Origin of the sequence: Amphritea japonica ATCC BAA-1530 (genome assembly GCF_016592435.1) — a bacterium.
Classification (GTDB): Bacteria; Pseudomonadota; Gammaproteobacteria; order Pseudomonadales; family Balneatricaceae; genus Amphritea; species Amphritea japonica.
In genome coordinates, this window is sequence record NZ_AP014545.1 from 1114394 (window position 1) to 1127865 (window position 13472).

General features: G+C 44.0%; 13 protein-coding genes. 11 read left to right on the forward strand and 2 right to left on the reverse strand.

Annotated features, from left to right (window positions below):
- The first annotated feature begins 96 nt into the window (after positions 1-96).
- Both cysG and AMJAP_RS05135 read left to right on the forward strand, forming a co-directional pair.
- Positions 97-1518, forward strand: coding sequence for a siroheme synthase CysG (gene cysG, locus AMJAP_RS05130; RefSeq protein ID WP_019622002.1), 1422 nt, complete (start codon positions 97-99; stop codon positions 1516-1518).
- Positions 1519-1671: 153 nt separating this feature from the next.
- Entirely contained in the window at positions 1672-2580 is a 909-nt protein-coding gene (locus tag AMJAP_RS05135; protein ID WP_019622003.1) for an HDOD domain-containing protein, read from the forward strand.
- Between the two features lie 231 nt (positions 2581-2811).
- Here the strand turns inward: AMJAP_RS05135 and AMJAP_RS05140 are convergent, their stop codons facing one another.
- On the reverse strand, positions 2812-3240 hold the full coding sequence (locus AMJAP_RS05140) for a hypothetical protein (protein ID WP_019622004.1): 429 nt from the start codon (positions 3238-3240) through the stop codon (positions 2812-2814).
- Between the two features lie 302 nt (positions 3241-3542).
- On the opposite strand from AMJAP_RS05140, the gene AMJAP_RS05145 reads away from it, so the two are divergent.
- From AMJAP_RS05145 to mtnK, 8 genes are all read left to right on the forward strand, one after another.
- Positions 3543-4391, forward strand: a complete 849-nt coding sequence (locus tag AMJAP_RS05145) for an alpha/beta fold hydrolase (RefSeq protein WP_019622005.1) — start codon at positions 3543-3545, stop codon at positions 4389-4391.
- Entirely contained in the window at positions 4391-4666 is a 276-nt protein-coding gene (locus AMJAP_RS05150) for a GIY-YIG nuclease family protein (RefSeq protein WP_083935351.1), read from the forward strand. The genes AMJAP_RS05145 and AMJAP_RS05150 overlap by 1 nt, the downstream gene beginning before the upstream one ends.
- A 219-nt stretch (positions 4667-4885) precedes the next feature.
- Positions 4886-5023, forward strand: coding sequence for a hypothetical protein (locus tag AMJAP_RS05155; protein ID WP_019622006.1), 138 nt, complete (start codon positions 4886-4888; stop codon positions 5021-5023).
- A gap of 169 nt (positions 5024-5192) precedes the next feature.
- Entirely contained in the window at positions 5193-6227 is a 1035-nt protein-coding gene (pyrC, locus tag AMJAP_RS05160) for a dihydroorotase (protein WP_019622007.1), read from the forward strand.
- 76 nt (positions 6228-6303) lie between these two features.
- Complete coding sequence (gene ansA, locus AMJAP_RS05165; RefSeq protein ID WP_019622008.1) at positions 6304-7314, forward strand: asparaginase; 1011 nt, start codon at positions 6304-6306, stop codon at positions 7312-7314.
- A gap of 520 nt (positions 7315-7834) precedes the next feature.
- Positions 7835-8734 carry a glycosyltransferase family 92 protein gene (locus tag AMJAP_RS05170; RefSeq protein ID WP_019622009.1) on the forward strand — a complete coding sequence of 300 codons (900 nt, stop codon included), beginning with the start codon at positions 7835-7837 and terminating at the stop codon, positions 8732-8734.
- A 16-nt stretch (positions 8735-8750) separates the two neighbouring features.
- Positions 8751-9698: a sulfotransferase family 2 domain-containing protein gene (locus tag AMJAP_RS05175; RefSeq protein ID WP_019622010.1), complete on the forward strand. Its 948-nt coding sequence runs from the start codon at positions 8751-8753 to the stop codon at positions 9696-9698.
- A gap of 1010 nt (positions 9699-10708) precedes the next feature.
- Positions 10709-11914, forward strand: a complete 1206-nt coding sequence (gene mtnK / locus AMJAP_RS05180) for an S-methyl-5-thioribose kinase (RefSeq protein ID WP_019622011.1) — start codon at positions 10709-10711, stop codon at positions 11912-11914.
- 88 nt (positions 11915-12002) lie between these two features.
- Here mtnK and AMJAP_RS05185 read toward each other — a convergent pair whose 3' ends face one another.
- A complete protein-coding gene (locus AMJAP_RS05185) occupies positions 12003-12608 on the reverse strand; it encodes a Yip1 family protein (RefSeq protein ID WP_019622012.1) in 606 nt (201 codons plus the stop codon).
- Between the two features lie 168 nt (positions 12609-12776).
- Between AMJAP_RS05185 and AMJAP_RS05190 the strand changes: the two genes are divergently transcribed.
- Complete coding sequence (locus AMJAP_RS05190) at positions 12777-13469, forward strand: aspartate/glutamate racemase family protein (RefSeq protein ID WP_019622013.1); 693 nt, start codon at positions 12777-12779, stop codon at positions 13467-13469.
- The last annotated feature ends 3 nt before the right edge of the window (positions 13470-13472 follow it).

The window sequence follows — 13472 nt, forward strand, 5'->3', positions numbered from 1 at the left end:
TAACAGCGGGCTCTTCTTTTCTGCTATCTTTTCACTAATAGTTATATAAAAACTGAGTCTTATACGTTTATCTTTATCTCTCTTTGAGGACGCTCTGTGGATTACCTGCCGTTATTTTTTAAATTGGAACATCGTAACGCTTTGTTAGTCGGAGGGGGGCAGGTTGCCTTGCGCAAGGCTACTTTACTGACCCGTGCAGGCGCCCGGGTGACTGTTATTGCGCATCGGATTGATCCAGAGCTAACGGAGCTGGTTGAACAGCATGGTGGCCAGACCATTACGGGAGAGTATCACAGCGGTCTTTTAGATGATGTTTATCTGGTCATTGCTGCGACGGATGATGATCAGCTTAATGAACGTGTTCATTATGATGCTGTTGAGCGGCATATTCCGGTTAATGTGGTTGATAATCAGCCGTTATGTACATTTATCTTTCCCGCCATCGTTGACCGCTCTCCTATTGTGATCGGCATCTCATCCGGGGGAGAGTCTCCAGTACTGGCCCGACTTCTGCGGGCTAAACTCGAAACCTGGATTCCCCAGGGTTACAGCCGTCTTGGACGGCTGGTCGGGCAGTTTCGACAGCAGGTAAAACAAACATTTACGAGTGTAGAGCGGCGTAGAATCTTTTGGGAAAAAGTGCTGCAGGGACAAATTGCTGAAAAAGTGTTTGCCGGGCGTGATGGAGAGGCACGTGCTTTATTGGAAACGGCGATTGAGACGGCCGACCCTGAACATCAGGTAGGTGAAGTTTATCTGGTTGGTGGTGGCCCTGGTGATCCAGAATTGCTGACCTTTAAAGCGTTGCGGTTGATGCAGCAGGCGGATGTGGTGCTATTCGATCAGCTGGTTTCACCCGCCATTGTAGACCTGTGTCGCCGCGATGCTGACCGGATTTTTGTGGGTAAGCGTCGTGATAACCACGCGGTCCCGCAGGAGGGTATTAACGAACTGCTGGTTAAATACGCTTTGCAGGGGCGCAGAGTTTTACGGCTGAAAGGCGGTGACCCTTTTATCTTTGGTCGGGGTGGAGAGGAACTGGAAACTCTGAAGCAGCATAATATTCCGTTTCAGGTTGTGCCTGGTATCACAGCTGCCAGCGCCTGTTCGACATATGCAGGTATTCCGCTGACCCATCGAAATTATGCACAGTCTGTGAAACTGGTGACCGGTCAGCTTAAAAATCGGACATCCGATCTGAATTTTGCCGAGTTGGTCCACCCGAATCAGACGATTGTCTTCTATATGGGATTGCACACTCTTCCCGAACTCTGCGAGAAACTGGTGGCTCATGGTAAACCTCCCGAGACACCTGCCGCTATAGTATCTAACGGTACACGGGCCGAACAGAAGGTTCTGACCGGGACTCTGGAGAGCTTGCCAGAGCTTCAGAGTAAGGAGAAGTTGCCCGCTCCAGCGTTAATTATTGTGGGCGAAGTCGTATTGCTACATGAAAATCTGGCATGGTTCGGCGAAGAGGTGTTACATAATCACGGCTTGATTCTGCCAGATGTGTAATAAAGTAGCTCAGGGTGATAGATCGAGATGTTTTATGTTTGTGCGAATACTGATGAGTGAAAGCGTACGATACAGGAGGCATACATTATTTTATAGGCTGTAGAAAAGGGCAATCATAAATATTATAAGTAGTCCGACCATGAGGCCGCGATAGTGGATGAATTAAGTAAACGAATTTCAACTCTAGAGTTTGTAAAAAACAGAATAGATAATCTGCCTCTATTACCCTCTGTCGCTCATGAATTGAATCAGCTGAGCCAGGATTCTGTCGAGTTTTACGCCAAAGTGGCTGAGCTTGCAGAGCAGGACCCTCCGCTGGCAGCAAAAGTATTGGCCGCCGCCCACTCATCGTCTTCAGGTGCTCATAAGCCGGAATACAAAATTGAGAATGCACTTGAGCGTATGGGGGTTTTTAATACTCTTCAGTTGATGGGTGCGCTAGTTAAAACTGATGTATTTGAGCCGACTAAGCCAGGCCATAAAGGAGGCTGGCGGCACTCTGTAGAGACGGCGAAGTTTTGTCGCTTTCTGGCTGAGCACATGCCGGGGTTCAAGGTTGATCCTGATCTGGCCTATATGAGTGGTTTGTTACATGATATCGGTCGTTTTATTTTATTACAGGTCGCGATTAAAGCGGTGGAGGTTGTTGATGATACCGGCTGGAACTCTCCCGAGGAACTGACCGATGTGGAAGACAAATTATTTGGTTTTACACACGCTGAAGTAGGCTATCTGGCAGCTCAGCACTGGAAGCTTCCAGGTACCATCACCAATATGCTGCGCTATCATCACCACTACAATCTATGGGAGATTGAAGGGCTTTCACTTAAGTTTAAGCAACTGCTCACTATTGTTCAGTTTGCTGATTTTTTGAGTGTATTGATTATCACTCATCCTGATTGGCCTGCCTGGTCTGAAGATGAATTGCGGGAAAAGGTTACGAGCTTTTGTATCCATAAAAAATGGCCCGAAATTGAGTTTCCGATAGATCAGCTGATTGCTGAAATGCCAGCTATTAATGAAGAATGCCAGAAAGTACTTATGAAAGCGGGTATCGTATAAGCGTTTTGTCCATGGCCGTCTCACGCTACAGATGCTTTCGTCAATAGAGCATCTGTGATGCCATTGTTAATAAGGCGAAGTCTGTTATCGCATGTCGGGCTTTGCGGTTGTACGGTCGTGATCAAGCGGGTAACCCATACCGCAGGCTAGAGTAGCCAGCGGTATGTTGATACACAGGCAGGATAATGCTGCATATTCATGATGAATATCGACTTCTCCGCGCGGAATCCGCTAATTGAAATCGCCTCTTTTATATCGTTTTACGGCTTTATTAATCTCTCCAACGCGCTGTTTATCACAGAACTTTGGGATTCTTCGGCTTTGTACCCGGTGAAAGCCTATACCGTTCAGCTCATGGGTAATGGCTGTTTCACCATACTGATTGATTAGCTTACTGATCATGATCTGCGTATCAAAATGGATATCGCAGCTTTGTGCCGCACCCAGACGGGACCAGATAGATTGTAACTTCGCATCATAGCCCAAGGCATCAACGCCGGTGAATCCATTTTCGTAATGGAATAAATAGACGTTGGGTAATATGTTCCACTCGGTCATCCCTCCGGTCCCCCCGTAGATGGGGCTCTCAGGTTTTTCAGGGGTAGCGCAGCCTGCGAGAATAAGTGTGAAAAAGCAGGTGGCAACGGTAAATCTGCACATTATCAGTTCCATCTTAGACAGTTGTATAGGAGCAACTTATCATGTTACTCCCAAGTTAAAGAAAAATAAGTTTCTTAAGAGAGAGAATTGCATCTGCACTGCGTCGTCATAGTTTAATACTTGAATGGAAGTCTCTACTTGTCACAGCAGAATTAAGCTTCGTTCATTGAATAGTGCTTTTAGTTTGTCGTATTAAGGAATGACTATGTAATACTGTCTTTAGTTATTGGTTTATTTTCTTTATATTGATCAAACTGTTAAGTGTCTTAGCGCTGCTTACTTTTCCATCGATAGGAGGCTTTATGCCGAGTTGTACCATCAATAACAGAGAGTTGCATTATCTGGATCAGGGAAGTGGATTTCCACTTCTGTTAGGTCACAGCTTTCTGTGGGATAGCAGGGTCTGGGCGCCGCAACTTGACCTTTTATCACAGCACTTTCGTTGTATCGTTCCTGATTTGTGGTCCCATGGACAGTCGCAAACTGCATCAGAAGGTGATCTGAGTATTGTTCACCTCGCTGAAGTTCATCATCAGTTAATGCAAACATTAGAGATTGATCGCTATAGTGTGCTGGGAATGGCAACCGGTGGGCTCTGGGGGGCAAAGCTGGCAATGATGTATCCTGATGAAGTGGCTAGTTTAACGCTGATTGCCTGCTCTCTGGATAGTGAAACTGCAGAAAATCGGGAAGATTATCTTGAGTTGTTCAATATTGTAGAGCAGTTAGGCGAACTACCCACGGCCGTTGTCGATGCGGTTATTCGAATCTTTTTTAGTCCAGTCACTCAAAAGGTGCATCCAGCACTGGCTGAGACTTTCCGTTTTGATCTTATGTGCCTTTCGCCGGAGCAGGTTGCGGGGATCACTTCTATGGGTAAACAGATCTTTACACGCCCGTCGATGATTAATCAGCTCTCTGATATTCGATGCCCAACGTTGATTCTTGCGGGTCAAAATGACATTCCTAATCCCTTGAGCGAGTTGCAAGAGATGCATCACTGTTTACCGGGAAGCCAGTTTGCCATCATTGAGAATGCCGGTCATATGCTAACGCTGGAACAACCTGATCAGGTTAATCAGTTATTAGGAAACTTTCTCGCTTCTATTGATGGTGTTCAGTTAGATTCAAATCAATTGGTCTTCGTTTGATGCCAGAGCCATTATCGGAATGGTGTGTATATATTGTGCGCTGTGCCGATGGATCCCTTTATACCGGGGTTACAACTGATAGTGTGCGACGGGTCATCGAACATAATCAAAATGATCGTCTTGGCGCGAAATATACCCGTGCCCGCAGACCCGTAAATTTGGTTTATCAAGAACCCTGCGACAATCGTTCTGATGCTTGTAAGCGGGAAGCCGAGATAAAAAAACTCTCTCGTCAGAGGAAGATAACGTTAATTACCGCTCATATGGAGAAGTAAATCAGGTTATCCGCGATACTGCTTTAACGGTTACAGCTTGAATCAGGTGCACATCCTCTTGTCGCTATTTGTCTAGGTGTACTCCTGATGAGAAAAATGCAGCTGCAATTTCTTTTTGTTTGGTAATCCGAAGACGTGACAAATATCAATTAACCAACTGTTTTAGTCGGTTAAGATAGGTTTATTGTCTAAACAGCGATTTACAAATCAGAGGTAATTATGAGTTCATGTTGTGGAGTTTGCGGCGGTCAGGACGCTGAAGAAGTAAAGAAGCAGGAAGAAAAGCAAGAGCAGAAAGAGCAGGAAAAATCGACTCAGGGTCAGGTGCAACAACAGGAAGCTGTTGAGCAAGAATAAATCATAGTGACTGTTTGCTATAAGAGAAAGAGACCTTAGGGTCTCTTTTTTTCGTTTGTACTCCTTGAGTTTCTACCTCACCCAAAACAGTAAGCACCACTATCTGAAATAAGGTTAGCTGCGTTATAATTGACAGATACGCACAATATTCCCTAAGGACGACTTTTCTATGACCACCCTGACTATCCGTACGCCCGATGACTGGCACCTGCACTTTCGTGATGGCGATATGTTACCGGAAACCGTGGCCGCTACGGCTCGCTGTTTTCAACGCGCAATCGTGATGCCAAACCTGGCGCCGCCGGTTGTTGATGGTGCGATGGCGAAGGATTATAAAGAGCGAATTCTGGCAGCTCGCCCTGCAGGTAATAGCTTTGAGCCACTGATGACGATCTATCTGACCAATGCGACAACCGGCCAGGATATTATCGATGCTAAAGCGTTGGGTGTTGTTGCTGCTAAGTTGTATCCTGCGGGTGCGACGACTAACTCTGCCGCAGCGGTGACGGATCTGGAGGCGATGTATCCAGTATTCGAGGTGATGGCAGAGCAGGGCATGTTACTGTTGGTACATGGTGAAGTGACAGACAACCACATTGATATCTTTGATCGTGAAAAAGAGTTTATCGATCAGAAGATGACTCAGATAGTAAATCGTTTTCCACAGTTAAAAATCGTCTTTGAACATATTACTACCGCTGATGCAGCGTACTTCGTTGAAGCAGCTTCGGATAATGTTGCAGCGACAATTACGCCGCAACATCTGTTGTTGAATCGTAATGACTTATTGGTCGGCGGTGTACGACCACATAACTTTTGTCTGCCGGTACTGAAACGTAATACTCATCAGGCGGTCTTGCGTCAGATGGTACGATCTGGTTCGCCAAAGTTCTTCCTCGGTACGGACTCTGCCCCCCATGCGAAAGAGGCAAAAGAGAACGCCTGTGGTTGTGCCGGTTGTTATAGTGCCTGGAGTGCGATTGAACTCTATGCACATGTGTTTGAAGAGCTGGGTGCGCTGGATAAGCTGGAAGGCTTTGCCAGTAATTATGGCGCTGATTTCTATGGCCTGCCACGTAATGAAGGCAGCATCACTCTGGTACGTGAAGAATGGACGCTGCCTGAAGAGATCACCTTGCCAGATGGCCGGCCTATTGTGCCATTCTTTGCAGGCCAGAAAGTCAGCTGGAAGCTACAGAGCTGACAGTGGTATGAGTGTTATTCAAGCCCGGTGTTTACCGGGCTTTTTTATCTCTGCATAGCAGTGTTTAATAGGGGCTATGAAACAGAAAATATTGATTATCTATGCCGGTGGCACTATCGGTATGCAGGCCACTGAAAATGGCTATGTTCCGGTTGCGGGTTTTGAGCAGCAGGTGCGGCAACAGCTGAGAACAGACAATTCTCGACAGCTACCGGCCTATGAGATGCTGGAGCTGGATAAGCTGATCGACAGTTCAAACCTGCAGCCGCATCACTGGACAGAGCTAGCGCGGATAATGGAAGCGCACTGGCAGCAGTACGATGGCTTTGTTCTGCTCCATGGCACCGATACTATGGCTTACACTGCCTCGATGCTCTCATATATGTTACAGGGTGTAGATAAGCCGGTGATAATAACCGGGTCGCAGATACCCCTGGTAGAGCTGCGAAATGATGCGCAGGATAACCTGATTACATCGCTGATGCTGGCCGGAGGTTATGATATTCCAGAAGTGTGTATCTATTTCAATGGTCGACTGCTGCGGGGAAATCGTGCGAGTAAGCTAAAAAGTACCGGTCTTGATGCATTTGATTCACCCAATTACGGCCATTTGGGGAAGGCGGGTATCAACATAGAGCTGTATCGAGAGCGATTGCTTTCATCAAGTGCACCTCTGTTTAATATTCCAGCATTTAATTCCGACGCGGTAGTGGTCTTACCGGTTTATCCCGGGTTATCTGCCAGAGTCGCCCGAGATCTACTAAATCATAGTTCGGTTAAAGGGGTTGTGCTACACACCTATGGAGCGGGTAATCCGCCGGATGCAAATACCGAGCTGATGGTTTTGCTGGAACAAACTGTTCAGCGGGGTATTTTTATCGTCAACGTGACGCAGTGTGTGCAGGGAGCTGTTAGCCAGGGTGCTTACGCGACTGGCGCCACACTTAATCGAATCGGCGTGATACCGGGCAATGATCTGACGCTGGAAGCGGCTTTTACAAAGCTGCATTATCTCATTGCTACTGCGCCGAAAGACAAAATCAGCCAGCTTATGAACCAGTCGCTTTGTGGCGAAATGAGTGAATAATTGAGGTTGGCTTACTTTAGTATAGAGTTTGCTCGACATACAGCCTCAGCATAGTGTTGGTCGATAACGTATGTATAGTGCTGGGTGGCCTTTACGTCACTGAGCCTTTATTCTGCCAAAACTGGTAGCGTTATGTCTATTAAAGGAGGGGAATAGATTTTAGTCTGGTGACGGCTGTGGTTAAATTTACTGTGATTTATAAATCAATTCTGTATCTATATAACCCTAGTAACAAGTCTTCTATCAGTATGCTGTAAGAAATATAGTAAGAGCTTATGTTTCAGTTCAAAATGAGACTGATTACTGAAGCAGTAACGGCTTTTATCAAGGCGGGATCTTCCTAATCAGAATAATACAGTGTTGTAATAAAAAAATTTCGTCAGGATAGTAAAGTCTAGTACACTAGTTTTCTACTTTAGGTGGATATGTATTCTAAAAGGGTATTAAGCTTGAATAATGTTTATTTTCTCTATCTTGGTAATGGATAAGTTTCGTCATATTCTTAATAAGTGGGATTTTAATGTTTGGTTTCTTGAGGAAGAAAGCTATAGCTCCGATAGCTATCGGTGCAATATTCAGAAATGAGAAAGATTACATCCTCGAATGGATCGCCTGGCACCAATCTCAGGGTATAGATAAATTTATTATTTATGATAATGAATCTGATGATGGAACGTTTCAGTTACTTGAGTTGCTGCAAAAGCATGCTGTGATTGATCTTTACTCTATCGAGAGACAAGATAAAGTTCAGATAATAGCTTATGAGAAAATTCTTTCTCAGTATAAGAATGATGTTGAATTAATGACTTTTATAGATGCTGATGAATTTTTAGTACCTTATGGTGAACTGAGAGTTATCGATCATATAAACGATCTTTTTTCTGATAAATCCGTAGGTGGTTTGGCGCTGAATTGGCGAAATTACGGTACTTCTGGTCACCTAAATCAGCTGGATGGGTTTGTCATTGATCGTTTTACTCAGGCAGCATCGGATCAACGTCTTCGAAATCATTACATTAAGTCTGTATATAGACCTAAGTTAGTGAAAGACATATATCCTCATCGAGCGGTACTGGAGAATAGGTATAGATATATCAATTCTTCGGGTGATAATGCTGTGTTTGCAACATATGACAGGTGTATAAAACCAATACCCTCTGGTGCAACATCCGGAGTTACAGATACAATCTGCGACATGCGAATTCGAGTGCATCATTATGCCCTAAAATCTCATGAAGAATTTACAAAGAAGAAAAAATATCGGGGTAGCTCCATGTTTGGAGCAGGTCTAGTGAAAAGTGATGGTTACTTTAAAGAATTTGATCTTAATGATATAGAATTGCCTGTTAATAATAATTTACATTACTCTCTCTTTAGAGAGAAATATGCTCGTTTATTGAATTTAATTGGTCTCAAATAGAGTCGGGATATAAATTTTGTTTTTTATACATATACCTAAGACAGCTGGAACTAGTTTCAGAAAGGCAGCTGAAAAATATTACGGGTTAGAACATGTTTGTTATGACTATTCACCTAGCTCAAGGGAAAGTAGCGATATAGTGATTCAGGAGGTTTATGAGAATAATGATAACTTCTCCTTTTTTAAAAAATTAGATGATAATTCGATAGAATTCTTAAGTGGTCACGTCCATGCCTGTAAGTACATAGATATTTTTGGTGCCCGAAATTCCGTTGTATTTATGCGTGATCCCATACAGAGAGTGGTATCAGAATATAACCATTTTGTGAGAAACTTCAATTATGAGGGGGATTTCGAGTCTTTTTATACTAAGCCCCAATTTATTAATAGGCTAAAAAAGTTACTAACCGGGGTGCCGTATCAAGCGATTGGTTTTGTTGGCTTGACGGAAAGCTATTCAAGCAGTCTTGATCAGATCAACGAGCGATATTCGACGATGATACCTGACTTAGAACTGAATAAAGGTCGAAGCTATACCCATGAGCCATATAAACTTGACATAGAAGTTATTAATAGGCTTGAAGCTATTAATCAAGAGGATATAGACCTATACCGCCAATGTGTTGATTTATTTGAGCAGCGGACTATTCTTTGGAAGTCTGGCAAGCCATTTGTGCATGCTGCTCTTCAGCAAGTTAGTCATAAGAGTCTTTCTGGTTGGGCGTGGTCAGACACTAGTGATGAAGCGGTCACTATTGAGATATTGATTGAGGATAAGGTATTAGGCGAAGTGATATCCACAGATTTTCGTCCAGGAATGTTGAGAATAGGGCTTCCAAGAGGGGGATATGTAGGCTTTCATTTTCAGTATCCGTATGAGCTACCGGCAGGCACAACATTAATCTGCAGAGTTAAAGAGACAGGGCAGGTTATAGATACTGTTCGACTTCAGCTAGATGCTTAGAAAGCATAAATATCATTAGAATTTGAATGTCTTTAACCAAGATGTTGATTATATTTCTGAAGGCTTATTATAATTTTTTGTAGACGCTCCTTTATATGCTATTTGATAAAGGAGTGATAATCGCATTAGTAATGTTACTTCAATATTAATATTCCTCTTAACTATCTTTTCAGATAGGCTTCGCTGTTACCTTCTGTGAGCTGAAAGTTTTAAAGGTCATTGTTGATGCCGAATGATCAGCGCTAAAGAATAAGTGCTGATTTTATTTGCAAAATCAACGTTGCTGGATATCTGATAAGGTCCTTCTAGGACTTGAATTATCAATGTTCAGCAACCGTGTCGCAGGTACGGAATGCCTAAACGATTGGCGTATTACATCAACTGAGATGTAAAGTTATCTTGTGATTATCAGTGTTACAGTGGGTACGAATAGGGAACTATTAGAAACATTTCTCCTCCTCAGGGGGTTACTCTTCCGCATATTGGTAACCTTTTATTAAGCACAATTGATGAGGCTATATATCTTCACTATCCTGTATAGCTATCATCAGATTTAAGTTATCGTAATTTTTTGGTTGTGAGTATAAGCTTTACATGAATGCGTAGCTTTAGATCTTGCTCTGCAATATAAATAAACAATTGGCTGTCAGTAATGCCATTGGAAGTTCAACACAAGTTTGTAATATTTTTATTGTCATGATTAATATTTGGTTTTTTGGAAAAGTTGTCACTGCTCTCGATAAGTAAGAAGTATTTGTTGAGTAAAAATAGCTTTTCTGTCGATATTAATGGTGGAGGTTAGAAGGCTTTTTTAGGGAGGCCCAGCGGCTAAGAGGGGGATTTTAAGATCCGTAAATTAGTAGAAACTGAACACTCAGAAAAGGGCTAGGCAGGGACTAACTGATTTGTCACAATGAATATTATTCAGGCAAGGCTGCCTGTACATTCTTACGGCTGTATTAAATGTTTCTTGCTGTTTCTGTAATGATTTCTTTGGAATAGATATAAAAATGAGCTTTGAAAAATTTAACACCGATGCCGATGTCACCGCTTTTGCACGTCAGCATAGTCCGTTGTTTTCTGATCAGGATCGACTTCAGGTTGAAGAGATAGGCGATGGGAATATCAATTTTGTTTACCGCGTCTTTAGTGACAGTAACAGTCTTATTGTTAAACAAGCACTACCCTATATCCGCGTAATTGGAGAGGGGTGGCCTCTGTCGCAGGATCGAATTCGTATCGAGTGTGAAGCTCTTAAATTAGCAGCCAAAAATTGTCAGAGCGTTGTGCCTGAAGTGTATGGCTTTGCTGCTGAACAGTGTGCGATCGTGATGCAGGATATTGGTGCTTATGGCAGTTTGCGAAGCGCTTTGATTGAACGTCAGAAGTTGCCGCTGGTCGCTGAAGGTATAGGTTGCTTCCTGGCGGATACGCTGTTTTATACCTCTGATCTCTACCTGGGATCGATTGAGAAAAAAGCCCTGGTTCAGCAGTTTATTAATCCTGATCTGTGCAAAATTTCTGAAGAGGTCTTCTTTTGGGACCCTTACTGTGATCATGAACGTAATAATGTTAATGGGCTGTTGCGGTCTGATGCAGAACAGCTTTGGCAGGATGTTGTACTGAAGCGTGAAGTGGCGCGTCTTAAAGCAAAATTCCTTAATCAGGCAGAAGCTTTGCTGCATGCCGATCTGCATTCAGGGTCGGTCTTTGCAAATCAGTCGGGGATTAAAGTTATTGATCCAGAGTTCGCGTTTGTCGGACCGATTGGCTTTGATATAGGTCTGATAATAGCGAACTATCTGTTGAACCTATCGGGCCAGGCTAATCTGCCTGGGGAGCAAACAGAGCGTAGCGATTATCAACAGTGGTTGTTGGCGAGTATTGAAACCATCTGGGACACGTTTGACCAGCGCTTTCGTGATCACATACAACAAGAGACCCAGGAACCTAGTTTGAAGCTGCCTGAATATATCGACTGGTATATGCAGGAATTATTGGCAGACAGTCTCGGATACGCCGGAACAGAGATGATTCGCCGTACTATCGGTGTGGCTCATGTTGATGACGTAGAGTCGATTAGCGATCCAAAGAAACGTGCTGATTCGGAAAGGCTGTCTTTGGTGTTGGGGCAGATACTGATTAAAGATAGGGCAGGCTTCAGGAATATCGATCAGTTAGTGGTACGCGTACGTGAGTTGATGTATTGCCGATAATCTCTTTGCGCGCCAGACAATAAATAGCCTGCCCTTGTTTAGACTTCCGTCTTCAGGGATGCAGGCTTATTCTACTGGTAGGGGGGCATCAGGGCAGATAGATTAGCGGTGTCAGGGTTCCCCAGAGAAACGCGGTGGCTGATCGTAGCCCTACCAGTATGATCAACCCCACCGTCAGTATTGAAATACAGAACAGAAAGCCTCGCTCTTCAGGTATTTTCATGATGATAGGTACACCGGTAAATAGCAGGAAGGTACTGTAAGCCAAAGCAACAGCACCGATTGCAACACAGAACCACAACATTGGATACAAGCCTGCAAAACCGGCGAGTAGTAATGGAGTAGCAGTGTAGAGTGTCAAATTCATACAGCGTTCCAATGATGCATGGCCCCCGTAGGTTTTTTCCATCCAGTGCATAGAAAATCCCATTAGCCCCAGTGCAAAACAGGTTGCCAGATAGAAAGCGATGGTAGAGTTCAGAGCGCTTATCAGGTTAAGCTTTACGGCGTCACCACCGGGTGTAATGCTCCAGCCAATTTGAGTGGTTCCTATGAACAGTGATATAGCTGGAATTAGTGCCAGTATGGCCAGTGTGAAAAGCGCCTCTGAGGTGCCTTTCAGGTTTTCATCTCTTAAGTGCTGCATTGCCAGGCTGGGATGATAGAAGATTTCAGACATAGATTTAATTGTCATGATAATCACCAGATAAGTTTATGTGTGTTGCTAAGTTGTTACGCATATTACTTAAGCGTAGATCAAAAAATAAACAATCTGTACCGCAGTATTCTTTAAAAACTGTATCTGGCTAATCGCCCTCATTGTTTTATATCCTCGGTATAACGGCTATTGAGGAGTGTTTGTATGAAAACTATTGGTCTGTTGGGTGGAATGAGCTGGGAATCTACAGTGAGTTACTATCGGGCACTTAATATCGGCATTAAGGAGCAGTTGGGAGGCTTTCATTCTGCGAAGATTGCTTTGTTTAGTGTCGATTTCGCAGAGATTGAAACATTACAACATCAGGGTGACTGGCAGCAGACTGGATCGGTTCTTGCGAAAGCTGCAAAGGCTGTGGAAGCGGCGGGAGCTGACTTTTTGTTAATCGGTACTAATACTATGCATAAGGTTGCACCTCAGGTGGAAGCTGCTGTGTCTATCCCGTTACTGCACATTGCGGATGCAACAGCTGAGCAGCTAAAAATGGATGGTATAGAGACAGTGGGTTTACTGGGTACTCGCTTTACGATGGAGCAAGATTTTTATAAAGGTCGCCTGACAGAGCATCATGGCATAAGGGTTTTGGTGCCGGGTGATGCATCCCAGAACATTGTGCACCGAATCATCTATGAAGAGTTGTGCCTTGGTACGATCAGTGATCGCTCTCGACAGCAGTATCTACAGATTATTGATGAGTTGTCAGAGAGAGGTGTGCAGGCCGTTATTCTCGGGTGTACAGAGATCGCTCTATTGGTTCGGGCGTCTGATACCGAGGTGCCGTTATATGATACGACCGCCATCCATGCGACTGCAGCGGTCAAGTTAGCATTGGCCTGAAAG